Origin of the sequence: Lolliginicoccus lacisalsi (genome assembly GCF_014841105.1) — a bacterium.
Lineage (GTDB): Bacteria > Actinomycetota > Actinomycetes > Mycobacteriales > Mycobacteriaceae > Lolliginicoccus > Lolliginicoccus lacisalsi.
On sequence record NZ_JACYWE010000001.1, the window covers coordinates 325064 to 344615 of the forward strand.

Here is a 19552-nt window from a genome sequence, read left to right on the forward strand (position 1 = left end):
AAACTTTTCCCGCTCCAGCCGGGAAAAGTTTCCACTGGTGGCTGGCGGCGGGGATCCGCGGCTGGCGACGGCGCTCCGGACCGCCCACGGGACACTCGCGGCGGGCACTCGCGACTGGCAGCGGACGACGGCGGGGCGCGGCCAACTGCCCGGCCGCCGCTGCGGACTATCGCGTGGCGTTCCGCCGTCGCGCCCCGTACACCGCAGCGCCCAGCGCGAGAACGACCAGGCCAGCCACCACCGAGGCCAGCGGCAGCGCGAAGCCAAGGACGACGCACCCCAACGCGCCCGCCAGCGGCACCACCCGGGCCCGGGCCGACCGATCCAGCGTCCACGCCGACACGTTGGCCACGAGGTAGTAGAACAGCACCGCGAAGGCCGAGAACCCGATCGCACCCCGTACGTCGAGCATCAGCACGAGCACCAGCACCGCGGCACCCACTGCCATCTCGGCGCGGTGCGGAACCCCGAACCGCGGGTGCACGGATGCCAGCGCCGAGGGCAGATGCCCGTCGCGCGCCATCGCGAACACCGTCCGTGAGACCCCGAGAAGCAGTGACAGCAATGCGCCCGCGGCCGCGACCACCGCCCCGCCGCGGACGACCACCTCCGCCCCCGGTATCGAGCTCACCGCCTGGGCCAGCGGATCGACCGCGCCCGCGACGCCGTCAGTGCCTAGCGCGGACACCACCGCCACCGCGACCAGGAGATAGACGCCCAGCGCGATCGCCAGCGCCCACCCGATCGCCCGCGGAATCGTCCGGGCCGGATCCCGCACTTCCTCCCCGAGCGTCGCGATGCGCGCGTATCCCGCGAACGCGAAGAACAGCAGCCCCGCTGCCTGCAGGATGCCACCCACGCCGACAGCACCCGTGCCAGTCCACGGCCAAGCGGGGCCGCCTGCATCGATCAGCGCGATCACCACCACGCCCAGCAGCACCAGCAGAACGAGCCCCACCATCAATCGGGCGGCGCGCGCGGACTTCTGCACCCCCGCATAGTTCACGGCTGTCACCACCAGCACCGTCAGCACCGCGACCGCAGTGGCATTGCCCGGCCACGCGTAGGCGCCGACCGTCATCGCCATGGCCGCGCACGACGCGGTCTTTCCCACGACAAAGCCCCAGCCCGCGAGATAGCCCCAGAACGGGCCGAGCCGCTCCCGTCCATAGACGTACGTGCCACCCGACTCGGGATATAACGCGGCCAGTCGCGCAGAGGAACGCGCATTGCAATACGCCACGACCGCAGCGATGGCCAATGCGACCAGCAACCAATCCCCCGCTGCCGCCGAAGCCGGGCCCAATGCCGCGAAGATGCCCGCTCCCACCATCGCGGCGAGTCCCACCATCACCGAATCCACCACGCCCAGCGACCGCGACAGCCGCGCATCCCCGATTCCCATGCCACACAAGCTAGTCCCGCCCGGGCCTCGGCGCAGGGAGCCAGCGCCCCGCTGCTGGTGCCCCTCTGCCGCTGGTGCCCCGCCGCTGGTGGAAACTTTTCCCGGCCAGATCGGGAAAACTCTCCACCAGCAAGAGCGGCTCGCTGCCAATCCGCGGCCAACGGAACCAACCCGCCCCCGGTTTGCGTCAAACCAGGCATGCTGCCGAAAAAGGTTTCGCGGGTGATCGCCAGCCACGATGGGGTGATCACCAGGTCTCGCGCGCTCGAGCTCGGAATGTCCCGGCACCAGATCGATGGTCGCCTAGACACGGGCGAGTGGCGTCGCCTGCACGCCGGGGTGTATTTGCCGGCTGACCGACCCGTGACCGCCGCAGCGAATCTGCGTGCCGCTGTGCTCGCGGCGGGTCCAGGAGCGGTGGCGCGTGGGCCATCCGCGGCGTGGTGGCACGGCATTCTCGACAGTCCGCCCGCCATTCCATGGGTCGTGATCCCGCGTGATCGACGAGCCTGCATTCGCAATGCCTTGGTGCTGCGCCGAGACATCCCGGCCGCTGACCGGACCCGCTCGCGTGGTGTCGCCGTGGTCTCCCGGGAACTCGCGATCCTCGAAACGGCAATCACGCTGCCCAGGGGCACAGCATTCCTGGACCGCGCGCTACAGCGCCACACCTTGCTGCCGTCGCTGATGCAGGCCCATGAGCGGAACCTGCCACGGCGCGGTGGCGCCCGATCGGCCCGGATGCTCGCGATCGCCGCGACCGGCGGGGCGTCCGAGGCGGAGCGGATGCTCGTGCGGGTCCTGCGGGGAAGTGGCATCACCGGGTGGCGGTTGCACGTCCGCGCCCACGGGTTCGAGATCGACCTCGCGTTCGAGCGCGAACGGGTAGCGATCGAGGTGGACGGGTGGGCTTGGCACCGGGATGCCGAGCGGTTCGCCCGCGATCTGCAGCGGCAGAACACCCTGGTCAACGCCGGCTGGCATGTATTGCGGTTCGACTGGCACCGGCTCGCGCATGATGTGGCTGGGGTGCTCGGCGAGATCCGTGCTGCTCTCGCGCGCGGGAGGACGCCTGGGCTTGGCTAGCGCGGACGAGCAACGGGATGTCGCCCCCGGCCCCGCTGCTGGTGGTCCGCCCGCCGGCCCCGCTGCTGGTGGTCCGCCCACCGGCCCCGCCGCTGGTGGTTCCCCGCCGGCCCCGCCGCTGGTGGTCCGCCCGCCGGCCCCGCCGCTGGTGGAAACTTTTCCTCCTCTGAGCGGGAAAGGTTTCCACCACGAAAGCGGCACAAGCCACCAAAGCCACCAAAGCCATCAAGGCCGCGCTGCTATTCCGCGAGCATGTCGTGCATGGCCACGGCACCGAGGTGGACGGCCTCGCGGTAGCCGCCGAGGTGCTTGGGATGGCGAATGATGCGCTCGGCCCCGTCGGGTGGCCGGACCTGGAGGATGTGCGGGGCGAGCTCGGGGTTGGTGCTGTGCTGGTGGAGGATGTCGTCGTCGGCGGTCTCGTGCTCGTAGCGATCGAGCCAGGCGGGCAGCGCACCGGGCGCGCGTCGAGCCAGCCATGCCCGCATGAAGGCGCGCTGGTGGACGGGTATCCGGGAGGGTGTGCTGCTCGCTGGGGTGGTGCGGAGCACGAGGATGTGCGTCGCGCCGTGGGATACAGCGCTGCGGTATGGGATGGGTTCGGCCACGCCCGCGTCGATGTAGCGGTGCCCGTCGATGGGAATGGGGGGCGCGCCGAGAACCACGAGGTTCGCGGTGGCGGCGAGGGCGCGCTGCAGGCTGGCGATGTCGGTGATGCGCGGGTGCAGGTCCACGGCGAGGCCTGTGTCCGCGTCGGTGGCGATGGGGTGGAAGCTGGTGGGGTTGTCGAGGATGCGCTGGTAGTCGAGCGGGATGACGCGGGTGTACACGGTGCGGGCGAGGTGGTGGGTGTCGACGACCGCGCCACGGCCGAGGAGATTGCGGGGGCGCCAGAGGTGTGGGAGGACGGCGGGGTCGGAGTAGGCGGCCGCGCCGAGCCCAGCTTGGTCGGCGAGCGCCCAGGCGGCGTTGAATGCCCCGGCGGAGGAGCCGTAGAGGGCGTCGAAGCGCGGGAGGAATCGGTGCGCGCCGAGGGCGGTGAGCATGCCCGCCGAGTAGGCGCCGCGCGGTCCGCCGCCCTCGATGGCGAGGGCAAGGCGATGGTTGTCGGTGTGGCCCGCGCGGCGTCGCGCGAGCAGCTCGAGGACGGGGTGCCTGCTAGGTGCCGGCGTCACCGGGCCAGTGTGGCACCTCCGACTGCTTCTTGCGCGGCCGGGGTGGCCGGCGCGGCCGGGGTGGCCGGCGCGGCCGGGGTGGCCGGGGCCTGGCGGCTATCCCTTGCTGGGGCGCCGCTGGGGCTTGGGCGCGACCACGCCGTCGGCGAGGCGGCGGGCGGAGACAAGGAACGCGGTGTGGCCCTGCATGCGGTGCTCGGGCCGTACCGCGAGGCCGACGACGTTCCATTCGCGCACGAGGGACTCCCACGACTTGGGCTCGGTCCAGCATTGTTGCTCGCGGAGCCCCTCGACGACGCGGGAGAGCTGTGTGACGGTGGCGACGTAGACGATGAGGACGCCACCGGGGATGAGTGCCTTGGCGACGGCGGGCAGCACTTCCCACGGCGCGAGCATGTCGAGCACGGCGCGATCCACCTGGCCGGTGAACTCGGACACGTCGCCGACGGTGAGGTGCCAGTTCTCGGGGATCTCGCCGTGGAAGTTCTCGACGTTGCGGACGGCATGCTCGGCATGATCGTCGCGGATCTCGTACGAGATGACCTCGCCGGTGGGTCCGACAGCGCGCAGCAGCGAGCAGGTGAGCGCGCCGGATCCGGCTCCGGCCTCGAGCACGCGGGCGCCGGGGAAGATGTCGCCCTCGTGGACGATCTGGGCGGCATCCTTGGGGTAGATGACCTGGGCACCGCGTGGCATCTTGAGCACGTAGTCGGTGAGCAGGGGGCGCAGGGCTAGGTATGCGGTGCCGTTGCTGGACTTGACGACGCTGCCTTCCTCGGAGCCGATGAGGTCGTCGTGGAGGATGGCGCCACGGTGGGTGTGGAACTCGCTCCCGGCTTTGAGCAGCAGCGTGTAGCGACGGTTCTTCGAGTCGCTGAGCTGGACCCGGTCGCCCTCGCGGAATGGTCCGCTTCTGGTGCTCATGCTGGGGGTATCCTCCCTTGGTACGTGACCGTGACACACTACACCGTCGCGGGGAACGCGGGTGTTGTCGGTGCTCGCGCCTATCCTTGGTCACCATGGATTCCCCGACGCCGCAGCAGGCCACCGTCCCGCAAGACGCCTCGACCGCGCGCGCTGCCACCGCATCGGTGGTGCGCAAGCCGCTGTCGCTGTCGCCGTCGCGGGCGAACGATTTCAAGCAGTGCCCGCTGCTGTACCGGTTCCGCGCGATCGACCGGTTGCCGGAGCCGTCGAGCAAGGCGCAGGCGCGGGGCACGCTGGTGCATGCGGCGCTCGAGTCGCTCTATGGGTTGCCGCGCCCACGACGCAGCCAGGAGCAGGCGATCGAGCTGCTGGAACCTGCTTTCGAGCGGCTGGTGGCCGATGATCCTGATGTGATCGAGCTGGTCGGCGAGGACCGCGAGGGGTTCCTGCGGGAGGCGCAGCGACTGGTCGAGCGGTACTTCACGATGGAGGATCCCACTCGCTTCGACCCGGAGTCGTGCGAGCTGTTCGTGGAGGCCGAGACCGGTGACGGCGTGCGGCTGCGGGGGTTCGTGGATCGCATTGACGTCGCCCCCACCGGCGAGGTGCGGGTGGTGGATTACAAGACGGGCCGGGCGCCGAGGCAGCTCTATGCGGGCAGCGCGTTGTTCCAGATGAAGTTCTATGCGTTGATGCTGCTGCGCACGCGCGGGGTGATCCCGCACCAGTTGAAGCTGATGTACCTCGGCGATGGCGGGGTGATGACGCTCAGTCCGGACGAGGCCGAGCTGCGGAGCTTCGAGAGGACGCTGGATGCGATCTGGGGCGCGATCCGGACCGCCGGGCTGACCGGCGATTTCCGGCCTCGCCCGAGCAAGCTCTGCGGCTGGTGCGATCACCAAGCGATGTGCCCGGAGTTCGGTGGGACGCCGCCTGACTATCCAGGGTGGCCGGGCGACTAGCGCTCGCTCTGCGATCCCAGGCCCGCCACGGCCTGGCAGCGGGCTGCAAGAGACAGACCGCCTAGATTTGTCCGGGCTGTGACGTGTCGCACGCCCTAATCGTCCGCTGCGGCTAGTTTGAGAGAACTTCCTCGCACGTTCTGTATGGAGGAACGGGTCCGTGGGTATCCCCGGGCAATCGTGAGGAGCAAGATATGACGGATCGGCGAGCTTCGCTTCATTCAGCAGCACAGGTATGGGCGCACCCGAGCCCCCCGGCCCCGCGGGCAGGGGTCGCGGGCAGGGTCGCGCTGAGGGCATCTGAGCAGCCGCGTGCCCTGGCTATCTGCGGGGGCGGCGAGAGTCTGGACTACCAGAACCTGGTCGCGCAGTCGCTGGCCCTCGCGGGCAGGCTGCGAAACGCGGGCGTTCGCGAGCAGGACCTCGTCGCTCTGTGCCTTCCACGCTCGGTCGACCTCGTCGTCGGTGCGCTCGGGATTCTTGCGAGCGGTGCGGCATATGTGGCGCTCGATCCGTCCCAGCCGGATGCCCGCTTGCAGTACATGCTCGAGAACAGCGGGGCTAGCATCCTGGTAGCTCACCAGGCTGTTGGCCGACGCCTCCGGGCCGATCACGTGCTCGCTCCCCGCGTCCCACCGGGCGATGCCGGGAACGAGGAGGAATCCGCCGCACAGGGACCCGCCGCCCCAGCATCCCTGGCTTATGTCGTCTACACCTCGGGCTCGACCGGGAACCCTAAGGGCGTCCTGGTCGAGCAGGACGGCCTGCTCAATCTCGCGGACTGGCACGCTCGCGCTTTCTCGCAGTCGGTGACGGATCGATCGACGCTGCTCATGAACCCAGGCTTCGATGTGTCGGCGAACGAGATCTGGCCCACCTTGCTGTCGGGCGGATCCCTGCATGTTGCCGACGAGGCCATCAAGAATGATCCACCTCGCCTGCGCGACTGGCTCGTCGCCGAAGCAATCACCCAGGGCTTCGTCGCTGCCCCGCTCGCCGAGGAACTGATCGCTCTGGACTGGCCCCGCTCGACCGCGCTGCGCTACCTCCATACCGGGGGCGATGTACTGCACCACCGTCCGCGTCCGGGCCTGCCGTTCGCGCTGGTCAACAACTACGGGCTCTGCGAGGTGACCGTGACGGCCTGCTCGGGCATCGTCGAGGCACCGTGCGAGGGGCAGCCGGATCTGCCGCCGATTGGTCGCGCTATCGACAATTCCTACCTCCGCGTCATCGATGAGGGCGGCCAGCCGGTCGCTGATGGCGTGGCTGGCGAGCTCCTCGTTTGTGGCGCATGCGTCGCCCGGGGCTATCTCAATCTTCCCGAGCAGACCGCGCAGCGCTTCATCACGGACCCGCTGGACCCTTCGGTCCGGGCCTTCCGCACCGGCGACCGCGCACGGGTGGGCGCTGATGGCTCGGTCGAGTTCATCAACCGGGCGGATGAGCAGGTCCAGGTCCGCGGCCACCGCGTGGAGCCCGGCGAGATCGTTCATGCCCTCAACGACTATCCGCAGTTGCGAAACAGCGTTGTCGTGCCGGCGCAGGGGCCGGGGGGCGTGCGGCTGTGTGCTTTCGTCATCGGCGAGCCGGGCGAGCGCATTGACATCACCGCGCTGCGCGCGCACGCCTCCTCCCGCCTTCCCGACCACATGCTGCCGAGCCTGATCGTGCAGGTCGACGACCTGCCCACCACTGCGCACGGCAAGGTCGACAAGAGCGCCCTCGTGGAGCTCGCCGTCTCGTTCGCGCGATCGCGGAGGAATCCGCACCGCCTGGCGCTGGTGGAGCCCCGCAACGAGCAGGAGAGAGTGCTCGCCGATCTGGTCGCCGAGCTGCTGTGGCTGCCCGAGGTCAGCGTGGACGAGAACTTCTTCCTGCTCGGCGGGCATTCGCTGCTCGGGGCTCAGCTCATCGGCCGGATATCGGAGATCTTCGAGGTGGAGATGACCATGCTCGCGTTGTTCGACAATCCCACCGTCGAGTCGATGGCGATCGAGGTGGAGCGGCTGATCATCGAGCAGATCGACGGGATGCCGCCCGAAGCGTTGCTCAGCGACGCCGAGGCCCGTGAGCAATGAGCGCACCGTGAATTCCGCGCGGGCTCCGCTCAGCCTGTACCCGCTGCTCGACCCAGCCGTGCTCAGCGACCCCTACCCCCTCTACACGCGCATTCGCGAGCATGCGCCCGTGACCTGGGATCCCTACCTGCATGTCTGGGTGGTCGCGCGCTACCAGGAAGCGACCGAGGCGCTCGCTCGCTTCAGCGCGGAGCGCGCCGCCACGCCGAGCGCCCTGCTCGCGCTCGGAATGGGCAAGCTCGTGCCGATGGCCGAAGTGATGCTGCGGCAAATGCTCTTCCTTGATGCGCCGCGCCACGGCCGGGTGCGGGGGCTTGCGGCGTCGGCGCTGAGCCCCCGCCGGGTCGCCTCGATGCGCGCCCGCATCGAGGCGATCGCTGGCTCGCTGGTGGACGCCGTCGCTGGGGATGGCGAGATGGACATCGTCGCTGATCTTGCCGAGCCGCTACCGGCGATGGTCACCGCCGAGCTGCTCGGCCTCCCTGCGTCCGATCATGTCCTGCTGAAGAAGTGGTCGCGTGATTTCGCCGATGTGCTCGGAACGTTCCAGCACAATCCCGTGAACGCTGCGTCGATCATGAGCAGCATCGACGAGATGACCAGCTACTTCCGCGATGCGCTGCGCGACCATGCCGACGAAGGCCTGATCGCGGCGCTGCTCCGGGCCCGCGCTGACGGCGACCGGCTGACCGAGGAGGAGATCATCGCGAACCTGATCCTGGTCATGGTCGGCGGGCAGGAGACCACTACCCCGCTGATCGGCAACGGCACGCTGACCCTGCTGCGGGATCCAATCGCTGCCGCTGCGCTGCGCGCGGACCCAGCCCTGATGCCCTCGGCCATCGAGGAGCTCCTTCGCTTCGAGAGCCCGAGCCAGCACACCGACCGGATCGCCGCGATGGATACCACCATCGCTGGCGAGGAGATAGCTGCCGGTGACACCATCGTGGTCGTCCTCGCGGCAGCCAACCGCGATCCGCGGCGCTTTGTCGACCCCGACCGCTTGGACCTTCGCCGCCCCAACAACCGGCACCTCGCGTTCGGCTGGTCCAGCCACACTTGCTTCGGCGCGGGTCTAGCGAGGCTGGAAGCGCGGATCGCGCTGGACGCGCTGCTGAACCGGTTGCCGGAACCGAGGCTCGACGAGGAGTCCGTCCGGTGGCGCTCGAACCACGCGTTCCGGAGCCTGAGCGCGCTGCGCGTGAGGTGGGAGTCATGACGTCGGCAGGAGACCCAGGCCTGGACGAGGCGCGCCGGGCCTTGTTGCGCCACCGCCTGCGCGGCCTCGGCAATTCCGGCGATCGGAGCGCGCGCCCCGAACCGAGCCCCGGCCCCTGGCAGGAGGGCCCGCTGCGGCTATCCGCTGCCCAGTCGCAGCTCTGGTACTTCGCGACCTACGCGCCCGGCACGGTTGCCTACAACGAGATCGTCACCCTGCGCAAGACCGGAGGCTTCGATGCTGACGCTTTCCGCTGGGCGTTCAACGAGATCGTGCGCCGCCATGAGGCGTGGCGGACCTCGTTCGGCGTCGTCGACGGCGAGCCGTGCCAGATCGTCAGCGAGCCGAGTGATTATGAGCTTCCCATCGCTGACTTCAGCTCGCTCGCCCTCGAGGACGCGATGGTAGCGGCGCGGGAACTCGTGGCCGACGACGTCCTGCGCCCCTATGACCTCGAGGCCGGGCCGCCGCTCCGGCCACACCTTGTCCGGATGGCTCGTGACGATCATTACCTGTTCCTCGCGGCGCATCACATCGTCTTCGACGGGGTTACCATCAATACGATCGTGCTTCCCGAGCTGATACGCCTCTACGAGGCGCGGTCCAGGGGGATCGCGGCATCGATCCCCCCTCCCGCCGCGCAGTACCGCGACTTTGCATCGTGGGAGCAGGACTGGCTCCGCGGTCCAGAGGCCGCGCGCCGGGTGGACCAATGCCGCAGCCGCCTCGCGGGACTGGTGCCACCGGAGCTGCCGCACGATCATCCGCGCCCGGCACGCCGTGCTTTCGCTGGCAACGCCGTGCCTCTCTACCTCGCTCCCCGGACCGTCGCGCGCCTGCGGGAGATCGCTGCCGGGCGCGGCGCGAGCCTCTTCCACGCGGTCGCCGCGGGCTATGCGTTCTGGCTGGCCCGGTACGCCGGTGGGGCGGAATCCAGTTTCGCTATCGCTAGCGATCTTCGACGCCCGCGGTTCGCGTCGGTGGCTGGCTACTGCCTCAACACGGTCGTGCTGCGGGTGCCGCTGGCGCGCACCGCGTCGTTCGAGCAGCTAGTGGGGGTGGTCCGCGGCGAGGTGCTCGCGGCGCTGGACTGCGCGGTGCCGTTCAGCCATCTGGTCCGCGCGCTCAACCTACCGCGCGATCCGCGCGCGAACCCCGTGTTCAATGCTCTGCTCGCCCTGGAGCCGCCCCCCGCGTCGCTCGACCCTGCTTGGAGCTCCCCACAGATGGACAACGCGCTCGCCGACGTTCCGGTCAGCGCTGTCTGCGACATCAGTGTCGAGCTCGACGAGCAGCCCGATGGATCGATCGCTGGTCGGCTGATCGCCGATTCGGCGTTGTTCGACGATGCGACGGCCCGGCTCATGGCGCAGCATCTCCTGAGGGTTCTCCGGTGTGCTGCCGAGCAGCCCGATCGCGCGCTCGGTGAGATCGCGGGCCCGGATGCTGCCGATCGCCGCGAGCAGCTCGGGGTGTTCAATCCCGCAGTGCCGCCCGGAGCGTTCCGTGCCGTCCATGACCTGGTGGCAGAGCAGTCCGCCCTCGCGCCCGATGCGGTAGCCGTGGAAGTGGGCGGGCAGGAGCTGACGTACTCCGGGATGGTGGAGCGGGCAGAGCAGATCGCCGATCTGCTCGCGACAGAGGGCGTGGGCCGGGGCGATGTCGTTGCGGTGTTTCTCGGCCGCACGATCGATCTGGTCCCGGCCCTGCTCGGGATCATGATGTCCGGCGCCGCCTACCTGCCACTGGAGAAGACCCACCCCGCCTCGCGCGCCCGGTTCATGATGGCCGACGCCGGAGCGAGAGTGATCCTCACTGATGAGGCCACGCGCGACGCCGTGCCCAAGGAGGGCAGGGCAGTCCTGGTGATCGAGCATGCGGCGGACTGTCCTGCGCGCCGTGGACGAACGCGTCCCGGGTGCATGGCGCCGGACCTGGCATATGTCATCTATACCTCGGGGTCGACGGGAGCCCCCAAGGGCGTGCAGGTCGAGCACGGCAATCTCGCGCACCTGGTGGACGCGATGCCCCGCGCGCTCGGGCTGGACAAGCAGGATCGGGTGCTGTCGGTGAGCTCGTACACCTTCGATGTGTCGGTCGGCGATATCTTCCCCACCCTCGTCGCCGGTGCCACGCTCATCCTCGCGACCGGCGAGCAGATCCAGGATCCGCGGCTGCTCGCCCGCTTGATCGACCAGTCCTCGCCGACGTTGCTCTGCGCGACCCCGACCGCCTGGACCGCGCTCCTGGCTGCCGGGTGGCAGGGAAAGCGTGATCTGATCGCGGGCAGCGTCGGCGAGAGCCTGCCCGATGCCCTGGCATCCGAGCTGCACGCGCGCTGCCGCGGCGTGTGGAATGGCTGGGGCCCCACCGAGGCGACTGTGTATGCGGGTGGCGGGTTCGTCGCGGCGGGCGAACCGGTTACCGTCGGACTCCCGCTGCGGGGAACCCGGATACTGGTCATGGATGAGGACGGGAGATTGCTGCCCACAGGGGTTCCCGGCGAGGTCGTGATCGCTGGCCGCGGTATCGCGCGCGGCTACATCAATCGGCCGGGCCTGACCGCGAGCCGATTCGTTCCTGACGGCCTTGCCCCGTCGAGCGAGGGTGGCCGGGCGTACCGCACCGGCGATCGTGGACGTCTTCTGGCTGATGGCCGGTTGCAGCACCTCGGTCGGCTCGACGACCAGATCAAGCTGCGCGGCTTCCGCATCGAGCCGGGAGAGATCGAGGCCGCGCTCACCGAGCATCCAGGCGTCGATGCGGCGGCGGTGGCCGTGCGACCCGGCCATGACGGTCAGGCACGCCTGATCGGCTATGTCGTGAGCAGCGCGGATCCGGGCGCGGCAGGGCTGCGCGATTGGCTGCGCGCGCGCCTGCCGGAATACATGGTGCCGACGGCCTGGGTTGTCCTGCCCGCCCTCCCGAGGCTCCCGAGCGGCAAGCTCGATCGCGCCGCGCTGCCAGACCAGGTCGGCTGGTCGGGCATGGACATCGGCGGGACGGGGGCCGAGGAAGTGATGCCGGAGGGGCCGTGGACGCCGGTGCAGCGCGAGCTGGCACGCATCTGGTCAGGCCTCACCGGGACCGCCGTGACCGACTTGCACGCGACATTCTTCGACGTTGGTGGTCATTCCTTGCTGGCCGCGCGCGTCGTTTCCCGGGTCGAGAGCGAGCTCGGAGCGCACGTGCCGCTCGCGGACTTCCTCGAGCGCGGGACGACGATAGCCACTCTCGCGCACCTCGTCGAGGCGAGCACAGGGTCTCCGGATGATGGTCCATACCGGGCGCCCGCGACGAAAGGAACTGCGCCATCATGATCTCCACTGCGACGCGATGCCTGGCACAAGCGCACCTGGCGGTAGTGCGGGCCATGCCGGTGACGGCACGCCGCTCCTACGGGTACCTCCTCGCGATGGGGCGTCCTCCTCGGCTCCGTCATCCACGCACGTTCACCGAGAAGGTGAACTGGCGCATTCTGCGGGACCGGCGGGAGCTGCTCGCGGGCACGTGCGACAAGCTCCGCATGAAGGAGCTAGCTTGGCAGAGCGCCGGGGACCTCGTGAGAGTGCCCCGCACCTTGTGGAGCGGCCGGGACCTGCGCGAGCTCGCGGGCATCGCGCTTCCGCACCGCTGGGTGCTCAAGCCAAATCACCGTTCCTCCGGAATCGTGATTCTCGGCGAGGGCGCGCCAGATATCGATGATCTCGTCGCTCGCACCCAGGGCTGGCTGGAGAACCCGAGCTGGGAGCTCGGCGGCGAATGGGCCTATAGCCATGCCCGGCCGATGTTCATCATCGAGGAGTTGATCGGGGATGGCAGCTCTCCCCCGTGCGACTTCAAGTTCTTCGTGTTCGATGGGGTTCCGCGCCTGGTGATGACGAGTGTTGATGCCGGGAGAACCATCAACACCTACACGCCGGACTGGAAGCCCTTCGATATCTGCGCGCGAAAGAAGCTGGGCGCGCCGATGCCTCGTCCAGACAGCCTGGACCGGATGCTGGCGATCGCTGCGCGGATCGGTGGTCCTTTCGACTTCCTCCGCGTCGACCTGTACGACCACGACGGCGTCGTGTGGTTCGGCGAGACGACACCGTATCCGGGCAGCGGGATGTCGGACTACAGCCCCCGCGGCAAGGCCGACGCCGAGATCGGCAGCTGGTGGACCTTGCCGGATCTCGCGCTCCACGAGGCGCGCCGGGCTTCGTAGCCCCATACCCGTAGCCCCATACCCGTAGCCCGCGCCGCTCGCGCCGGTCAGCGCTGCACGGTGGCGAGCGCGTCGATGAGCCGCTTGCTGCGGGCGCTCATCTCCGCGGCGGTCTGCTCGGGGTGGCGCAGCCACCAGTTGACGAGCGAGGTCACCGCTCCCATCCAGACGTCGGTGAGGGCGGAGAGATCGTTGGGGTCGGTGATACCGGTGGCGTCGAAGACCGTGGCGATTCCCTGCGCTGCTTGGTGGGCGATGCGTCGGCGGGCGATGCGCACGGCATCCCCGGCGGGGCCGCCGCGGGGGGCGGAGCGGTCGAAGAGGACGTTCCAGTCGTGGGGGCGTGGCTCGAGGGCGGCGAAGAGCGCGTCGAGCGTGTGTTGTGCCATCTCGAGGCTGGCGGTGCTGGTGATGGCCTGCTCGATGGCTTCGGCGAGGATGGTCGCGGCGCGCTCGACGCAGGCGGTGTAGAGGCCGTCCTTCGTGCCGAAGTAGCCGTACACGAGGGGCTTGGAGCCTCCGGCCTGGTGGGCGATCTCGGCGAGGGATAGCCCTGCGTAGCCGACGCGGCCGATGTGCTGGGCTGCGACGTCGAGGATCTGGCGCTCCCTCTCGGGGCGCGGGACTCCTTTGGTTCCGGCTGTGGCCATGGCCTCTATCCAAGCATTCGAGGGGAGAGGGGTTGACGGGACCACCCTCATTTGACTAAATAGTAACTTACGAACTGGTCAATTGAGAGGCGCAACGATGCTCCACGACATCTGGCAGCAGATCGAGAACCCGATCCTCTACGCCCTGCCCGTGTTTGCCATCTTCATGGGCATCGAGGCGATCGCGCTGCGGCACCATCACCACCACGAGGCCGGGATCGCCGAGTCCGAGCGCGAGGCAGCCCCGCCGCCTCGCGGGCACCTCGGCATCGACACCCGCACCAGCCTGAGCATGGGCGCGGGCGCGCTGGTCTTCATGGCGATCTTCAAGCTGCTCACCATGGTGGCGTTCGTCTTCCTGTTCACCTACCTCGCGCCCTGGCACCTGCCCACCGACACCTGGTGGTACTGGGTCCTGCTCTTCGTGGTCGTTGACATCGCCTGGTACTGCAATCACCGCTTCTCGCACCGCGTGCGCATCGGCTGGGCCGCGCACCAGGCCCACCATTCCTCCGAGTACTTCAACCTCGGCACCGCGCTGCGGCAAAAGTGGAACCCCTGGTCCGAGGCGATCTTCTGGGCCCCGCTCCCCCTCCTCGGCTTCTCCCCCTGGACCATCTATGTGGCGTTCGGGCTCAACCTGGTCTACCAGTTCTTCGTCCACACCGAGACGATCGGCAAGCTCCCCCGCCCGTTCGAGCTGGTCCTCAACACTCCCTCGCACCACCGCGTGCACCACGGCAGCGACCCCGAGTACCTCGACAAGAACTATGGCGGCGTGCTGATCGTCTGGGATCGCCTGCTAGGCACGTTCCAGGAGGAGCTGCACCGCCCCCGGTACGGGCTGACCACCCCGGTGGGCACGTACAACGTTCTCAAGCTCCAGTACCACGAGTACGGGAACATCTTTCGCGACGTGCGCTCGGCCCGATCCTGGCGCGATAAGCTCGGGTTCATCTTCGCCCCGCCCGGATGGAAGCCACAACAGGCCACTGTAGTGGCCAACCAGCAGGCAGAGGAGGCAAGCGCATGAGTGCCCTCGCTGGAGATCTCACGGAGAAAGCGCTCGGGCTCGGCACCCGCCTGCTGCTCGATCATGTGGCGCCCCGCCTCGATCAACGCATGTCCTTCTCGACGCGGCCGTTCGATGAGCCCACGCTGATGCGACCGCACGCGGAGTCACGCCGCTGGGCGTGGACGCACTACGGGGTTTTCCTCCCGCGCCTGCCCGAGCCCTACCGGTTCCTGAACACGATGACCTTCATCGGCGCCACCGGCACCCGGTGCTTCGACAATGACTACCTCGCGATGCCCGACGCCCGCGACACCGCGACCGTCCTGTCCACGACGGCGACCGGTCCGCATCATCACTACCAGGCGTATGACTCGCAGCGTGATTGCGGCTTCCGCGAGGACGGGACCGTGCTCTCCTGGGGAGAGCACCTCACCATCACCGCACGCCATCCCCGCTACGAGGCGCGCGGCCGCTACGAGCATCTCGCGGTGGAACTGGAGGTCGTGGCGACCAATCACGCCTCCTGGTTCGTGCGGACTCCCCCGTACGATCACCTCAGCCTGCTCGCTACGGTCACCGGCACCATCACCGACGAGCGCGGCACCACCTCGATCTCGGACCTGTGCACGGTCGAGTACGCCCGCTGCATGTCCCCCCAGGCGCTGACGGCGCGACCACTGCCCGAAGCAGCGAAGCTCCCCGTGGACTTCTTTACCTACCAGATCGTCAATCTCGATGAGCGCACGCAATTGCTGCTCACCGATGTGCAGGCCGCGGGCTCCACCGCCTGCCGGCTGGCGCACCTGCGATCGCTCGACGCGCCAGCCGAGGTCTACGACGATGTCGCTTTCGAGGTGCTCGAGCACCGGGCAGCGCCTGCCGTCGATCCGCTGGGGCGGAAGATGCGGATCCCTGAGCTCATGAGATGGACCGTGCGGAGTCTCGACGCCGGCGAGATCGTGGGGCACTTCGTGGCGCGGGTGGATTCCGAGCCGCGCTACGGCCACGGCCGCGGCTATGTCGCGGCGTGCACCTACGAGGGCGAATGGCGCGGCAGGCCCATCACCACCACCGGCTATCTGGAGTGGATCGATTGCCGCCCCGGGCCACCAACCGCATGACCCGTTGCGCCACGACTAGCGAAAGGCCAAGCGCTTGACCAGCAAGCCCGCGAAGAACTACCTGCTCGATCCGCCCCGGCGGCTCGGTGACACCGTTCGCTCCGTCCTCCCCGGGCGCCTAGACCGCTCCCGGCGGCAGGCCATCGAGAGCAGGGTCATCGTCGTCACCGGTGCATCGAGCGGGGTGGGCCGGGCTGCCGCGCTCGCCCTCGCCGCGCGCGGCGCCACCCTGGTCCTCATCGCCCGGGGCGCCGAGGCGCTGCACGAGGTCCGCGCCGAGATCTTCGCGGCCGGTGGCTCCGCGGAGGCGATCACCGGCGACCTGGCGAGCGCGGAGGATTCCGCGCGCCTGGCCACCGAGATCCTCGCCCTGCACGGGCGGGTGGACGTTCTCGTCAACAATGCCGGCCGCTCCATCCGTCGCAGTGGTGCTGACGCCGCCGATCGCTTCCATGACTACGAGCGGACCATCGCGATCAACTACTTCGGTGCGGCGCGGCTCACGATGGCGCTGCTGCCGTCCATGCTCGAGGCTCGCTCCGGGCACATCGTCAATGTCGCTACCTGGGGCGTCGCCGCGGGGTCCATGCCGTTGTTCACCGCCTACCACGCCTCGAAGGCCGCGCTCGCCGCGTTCGGCCGCAGCCTGGCCGCGGAGACCAGGCCCCAGGGCGTGGACGTCACCACTATCGGGTTCCCCCTGGTCCGCACCGCGATGATCGCGCCGACCGCGAAGTACGCCTCGGCGCCGGCGATCAGCCCCGAGCGCGCTGCCGAATGGATCATCGACGCGATCCGCACGCGGCCCGTGGAGGTGCACCCGCGCTACGCCCACGTGCTCCGCGCGATCGGGGCGTTCTCCCCCCGCGCGGTGGACGCCCTGGTGTGGCGCATGGGCATCTAGTGCCCGCTCGGCCCCATGGCGTCCAGGCGATAGGGTGGGCACCATGATGGCGCAGCCGTTCTACCTGCCCCTCGACGGGCAGGACGACACCGAGTGGGAGCACGTCCAGCCGACGAGCTCGACGGTGAGCGTGTGGTCGTCGAGCATGCAGCATGGCTCCCCGCCCGCAGCGCTGCTCGTGCGCGCGCTCGAGCGCTGCGGGCCGCGCGACGATGCCCGGCTCTCGCGCGTGGCGGTGGATATCCTCGGGCCCATCCCGCTCACCGAGTGCCGCGTCCGCGCCTCCGTCACGCGCCCGGGCACTAAGGTCGAGCTTCTGCGGGCCGAGCTCGAGGCCAAGCAGGACGATGGAACGTTCCGGGCGGTAGCGACCGCGCAAGCCTGGCGGCTGGCCACCGCGGACACCAGCGGCTCCACCATCGTGCACGACGAGGCCATGAGGCATCGCGATACCGGACGAGATGCTGATCCGGCCAAGTTCTTCCCGCCCGGCTACGTGCACATGGTGGAGTGGGTGCTGCTGAACAAGCCCGGCGGCACCGGGCCGGGGCAGTTCTGGGGGCGGCCGCTCGTGCGACTGGTCGGAGACGAGCCGATGTCTCCCTTGCAGCGCCTCTTCGCGGTGGTCGACTCGGCGAACGGGCTCGGCGCCAAGCTCGACATCCGCAAGTGGACCTACCTCAACACTGACCTGACCGTGCACCTGTACCGGCAGCCCGTGGGCGACTGGGTGGGTGTTTCCGCGGAGTCCTCCGTCGGCCCGGATGGCATCGGCATGTGCGCGGCAACGCTCCATGACGCGAGCGGGCCGCTCGGGCGCTCGGCGCAGACGCTGCTCGTGCGTCGCCGCTAGCGGTCCGGCAGGTCAACGCCCCGCTCGAAGCGCTGAACGACCCTGCGGCTCGGTAACATTTCGTGCCAGCAGTCGCGCGATCGCCACATCGCCACCCGCTGCCGCACTAGGGTTGTTCCCCATGGCAGATGAACCGAGCAGGAAGAAGTCCGGTCGGCCGAGAGTGCTGCACGAGCACGATATCGTGGCCGCCGCGCTCGCGGAAGGCCTGCTCGATGCCACCATGCCCGCCGTCGCACGCCGCCTCGGGGTGTCGCACTCCGCGCTCTACCGCTACTACGCCGACCGCAGCACCCTGATGCTGGCCTGCATCGGGCAGGCGGTCGCTTCCATGCCCTGGCCCGCCCCCGAGGAGCCCTGGCGCACGATGCTGCCGCAGCTCGCCGGGACCACCTGGGACATGCTGGAGCGCTACCCCGGCCTCACCGAGACCATGCTCACGGCGACCCGCTCCCCCGAGGAAATGACTGCCCTCGCCGAGAAGTTCGTCGGGGGGCTCGTTGCACAGGGTTTCACTCCGCGCGATGCGATCCTGGCGATCGAGCTGATCGGTGACCTGACCCTCACGACGTTCACGGCCGCGCAACGGCTCGATGTGCCCGTCGATGGTGGCGGCACCATCCGCGATCTAGCACGGGAGGACTGGGTTCGCCCCGGCGTGCTTTCCGACGCACTATCCGACGAGACGCTCTGGCACGGCCGCGCCAGGCTCGACAACAAGGTGGGGCTGCTCATCGACGGCTTCGCCCAGCGCGTCAGCTAGCCGGCCCCAGGCTCCCTACAAGCGGCAGGACCGGATGTCCGAGGCGAGGATCGCCTTGGTGCCCAGCGCCGCGAGGTCGTCCATCACATTGTTCACGGAGCGGCGCGAGACCATGGCCCGCACCGCCACCCACCCTGGATCTGCGAGCGGCGCCACGGTGGGCGACTCGATCCCGGGCGTGATCGCGGTGGCCTGCTCGAGCAGCTCCCTGGGGCAGTCATAGTCGAGCATCATGTACTGCTGCGCGAACACCACGCCCTGGATGCGGGCGACGAGCTGATCGCGCGCTGGCGTCGAGGGCACATCGCTCTCCCGCTCGAGCAGAACCCCCTCGGAGGCGCACAGGGTCTCGCCGAACGCGACAAGATCGTGCTGGCGCAGCGTGCGCCCGGAACCCACGACGTCCGCGATGGCGTCGGCGACACCGAGCTGGATGGAGATCTCCACCGCCCCATCGAGCCGGATCACCGTGGCGTTGATGCCGCGCCGCGAGAGGTCGGCGCGCACCAGGTTCGGGTAGGAGGTGGCGATGCGCAGCCCCTCGAGCTCCTCGACCGTCCAGTCGCGCCCCTGCGGCGCGGCAGAGCGGAAGGTGGACTTGCCGAAGCCGAGCGCGAGGCGCTCCCGCACGGGTGCCCCGGAGTCGGCGGCGAGATCGCGCCCGGTGATGCCGAGATCAAGCTCGCCGGAGCCGACATAGATCGCGATGTCCTTGGGCCGGAGGAAGAAGAACTCGACCTGGTTGATCTGGTCGAGCACGGTGAGGTCCTTGCTGTCCGAGCGGCTGCGGTAGCCCGCCTCGGCGAGGATCTCGGCAGCGGCCTCGGACAGGGCTCCCTTGTTCGGGACAGCAACGCGCAGCATGGAATTCGTTCCTTCGGTTCTCGCGGTCGTGGTGGGGGCGGAGGCAACGCTCAGAGATGCCGGTAGACGTCCTCGAGGGACAGTCCGCGCCCGACCATCAGCACCTGGACCCAGTACAAGAGCTGGGAGATCTCCTCGGAGAGCTCCTCGTTGGACTGGTACTCGGCCGCGATCCAGACCTCGCCCGCTTCCTCGAGGACCTTCTTGCCCTGGGCGTGAACGCCAGCGTCGAGCGCCTTGACGGTGCCCGAGCCCTCGGGGCGGGCGGCGGCACGATCCTGCAACTCCGCGAACAGCGCGTCGAAAGTCTTCACGAC

General features: G+C 69.2%; 17 protein-coding genes. 11 read left to right on the forward strand and 6 right to left on the reverse strand.

What is annotated here, in order from left to right; translation table 11 throughout:
- Positions 1-166: 166 nt before the first annotated feature.
- Entirely contained in the window at positions 167-1405 is a 1239-nt protein-coding gene (locus tag HT102_RS01485; protein ID WP_192037633.1) for an APC family permease, read from the reverse strand.
- A gap of 528 nt (positions 1406-1933) precedes the next feature.
- Here HT102_RS01485 and HT102_RS15760 point away from each other — a divergent pair.
- On the forward strand, positions 1934-2491 hold the full coding sequence (locus HT102_RS15760) for an endonuclease domain-containing protein (RefSeq protein ID WP_333473230.1): 558 nt from the start codon (positions 1934-1936) through the stop codon (positions 2489-2491).
- A 239-nt stretch (positions 2492-2730) separates the two neighbouring features.
- Here the strand turns inward: HT102_RS15760 and HT102_RS01495 are convergent, their stop codons facing one another.
- Together HT102_RS01495 and HT102_RS01500 are read right to left on the reverse strand one after the other, a co-directional pair.
- Positions 2731-3666 (reverse strand): patatin-like phospholipase family protein, encoded by a 936-nt coding sequence (locus HT102_RS01495; protein ID WP_192037635.1) that lies wholly within the window; start codon positions 3664-3666, stop codon positions 2731-2733.
- 96 nt (positions 3667-3762) lie between these two features.
- Positions 3763-4590: a tRNA (adenine-N1)-methyltransferase gene (locus HT102_RS01500; RefSeq protein ID WP_192037636.1), complete on the reverse strand. Its 828-nt coding sequence runs from the start codon at positions 4588-4590 to the stop codon at positions 3763-3765.
- Between the two features lie 170 nt (positions 4591-4760).
- Between HT102_RS01500 and HT102_RS01505 the strand changes: the two genes are divergently transcribed.
- The 5 genes from HT102_RS01505 to HT102_RS01525 all read left to right on the forward strand — a co-directional run bounded on the left by HT102_RS01505 (position 4761) and on the right by HT102_RS01525 (position 13065).
- On the forward strand, positions 4761-5555 hold the full coding sequence (locus HT102_RS01505) for a RecB family exonuclease (RefSeq protein ID WP_333473259.1): 795 nt from the start codon (positions 4761-4763) through the stop codon (positions 5553-5555).
- A 194-nt stretch (positions 5556-5749) separates the two neighbouring features.
- Positions 5750-7636, forward strand: a complete 1887-nt coding sequence (locus tag HT102_RS01510; RefSeq protein ID WP_192037638.1) for a non-ribosomal peptide synthetase — start codon at positions 5750-5752, stop codon at positions 7634-7636.
- A gap of 7 nt (positions 7637-7643) precedes the next feature.
- Positions 7644-8855 (forward strand): cytochrome P450, encoded by a 1212-nt coding sequence (locus HT102_RS16225; RefSeq protein ID WP_192037639.1) that lies wholly within the window; start codon positions 7644-7646, stop codon positions 8853-8855.
- Positions 8852-12175 carry a non-ribosomal peptide synthetase gene (locus HT102_RS01520; protein WP_192037640.1) on the forward strand — a complete coding sequence of 1108 codons (3324 nt, stop codon included), beginning with the start codon at positions 8852-8854 and terminating at the stop codon, positions 12173-12175. Before HT102_RS16225 ends, HT102_RS01520 begins: the two co-directional genes overlap by 4 nt.
- Positions 12172-13065, forward strand: a complete 894-nt coding sequence (locus HT102_RS01525; RefSeq protein WP_192037641.1) for an ATP-grasp fold amidoligase family protein — start codon at positions 12172-12174, stop codon at positions 13063-13065. The genes HT102_RS01520 and HT102_RS01525 overlap by 4 nt, the downstream gene beginning before the upstream one ends.
- A gap of 47 nt (positions 13066-13112) precedes the next feature.
- On the opposite strand, the gene HT102_RS01530 is transcribed toward HT102_RS01525, so the two are convergent.
- Complete coding sequence (locus HT102_RS01530) at positions 13113-13715, reverse strand: TetR/AcrR family transcriptional regulator (protein ID WP_192037642.1); 603 nt, start codon at positions 13713-13715, stop codon at positions 13113-13115.
- A 97-nt stretch (positions 13716-13812) separates the two neighbouring features.
- On the opposite strand from HT102_RS01530, the gene HT102_RS01535 reads away from it, so the two are divergent.
- From HT102_RS01535 to HT102_RS01555, 5 genes are all read left to right on the forward strand, one after another.
- Entirely contained in the window at positions 13813-14748 is a 936-nt protein-coding gene (locus tag HT102_RS01535; RefSeq protein WP_192037643.1) for a sterol desaturase family protein, read from the forward strand.
- Positions 14745-15851, forward strand: coding sequence for a DUF6670 family protein (locus HT102_RS01540; RefSeq protein ID WP_192037644.1), 1107 nt, complete (start codon positions 14745-14747; stop codon positions 15849-15851). Before HT102_RS01535 ends, HT102_RS01540 begins: the two co-directional genes overlap by 4 nt.
- A 34-nt stretch (positions 15852-15885) precedes the next feature.
- Positions 15886-16755 carry an SDR family NAD(P)-dependent oxidoreductase gene (locus HT102_RS01545; protein ID WP_192037645.1) on the forward strand — a complete coding sequence of 290 codons (870 nt, stop codon included), beginning with the start codon at positions 15886-15888 and terminating at the stop codon, positions 16753-16755.
- Positions 16756-16798: 43 nt separating this feature from the next.
- On the forward strand, positions 16799-17608 hold the full coding sequence (locus HT102_RS01550; RefSeq protein ID WP_192037646.1) for a thioesterase family protein: 810 nt from the start codon (positions 16799-16801) through the stop codon (positions 17606-17608).
- A 121-nt stretch (positions 17609-17729) separates the two neighbouring features.
- Complete coding sequence (locus tag HT102_RS01555) at positions 17730-18371, forward strand: TetR/AcrR family transcriptional regulator (protein ID WP_192037647.1); 642 nt, start codon at positions 17730-17732, stop codon at positions 18369-18371.
- Between the two features lie 15 nt (positions 18372-18386).
- Here HT102_RS01555 and hisG read toward each other — a convergent pair whose 3' ends face one another.
- Together hisG and HT102_RS01565 are read right to left on the reverse strand one after the other, a co-directional pair.
- The gene (hisG, locus tag HT102_RS01560; RefSeq protein WP_192037648.1) at positions 18387-19235 is read right to left on the reverse strand and encodes an ATP phosphoribosyltransferase; all 849 of its coding nucleotides are present in this window, start codon (positions 19233-19235) and stop codon (positions 18387-18389) included.
- A 50-nt stretch (positions 19236-19285) separates the two neighbouring features.
- Positions 19286-19549 (reverse strand): phosphoribosyl-ATP diphosphatase, encoded by a 264-nt coding sequence (locus tag HT102_RS01565; protein WP_192037649.1) that lies wholly within the window; start codon positions 19547-19549, stop codon positions 19286-19288.
- Positions 19550-19552: the final 3 nt, after the last annotated feature.

Bases quoted from the DNA above. Each gene is read 5' to 3' on its own strand.
- HT102_RS01530 (WP_192037642.1), bottom strand. From the start codon at position 13,715: ATGGCCACAGCCGGAACCAAAGGAGTCCCGCGCCCCGAGAGGGAGCGC.
- HT102_RS01500 (WP_192037636.1), bottom strand. From the start codon at position 4,590: ATGAGCACCAGAAGCGGACCATTCCGCGAGGGCGACCGGGTCCAGCTC.
- HT102_RS01510 (WP_192037638.1), top strand. From the start codon at position 5,750: ATGACGGATCGGCGAGCTTCGCTTCATTCAGCAGCACAGGTATGGGCG.
- HT102_RS01525 (WP_192037641.1), top strand. From the start codon at position 12,172: ATGATCTCCACTGCGACGCGATGCCTGGCACAAGCGCACCTGGCGGTA.
- HT102_RS01550 (WP_192037646.1), top strand. From the start codon at position 16,799: ATGATGGCGCAGCCGTTCTACCTGCCCCTCGACGGGCAGGACGACACC.
- HT102_RS01555 (WP_192037647.1), top strand. From the start codon at position 17,730: ATGGCAGATGAACCGAGCAGGAAGAAGTCCGGTCGGCCGAGAGTGCTG.
- hisG (WP_192037648.1), bottom strand. From the start codon at position 19,235: ATGCTGCGCGTTGCTGTCCCGAACAAGGGAGCCCTGTCCGAGGCCGCT.
- HT102_RS01520 (WP_192037640.1), top strand. From the start codon at position 8,852: ATGACGTCGGCAGGAGACCCAGGCCTGGACGAGGCGCGCCGGGCCTTG.
- HT102_RS01540 (WP_192037644.1), top strand. From the start codon at position 14,745: ATGAGTGCCCTCGCTGGAGATCTCACGGAGAAAGCGCTCGGGCTCGGC.
- HT102_RS01535 (WP_192037643.1), top strand. From the start codon at position 13,813: ATGCTCCACGACATCTGGCAGCAGATCGAGAACCCGATCCTCTACGCC.
- HT102_RS01485 (WP_192037633.1), bottom strand. From the start codon at position 1,405: ATGGGAATCGGGGATGCGCGGCTGTCGCGGTCGCTGGGCGTGGTGGAT.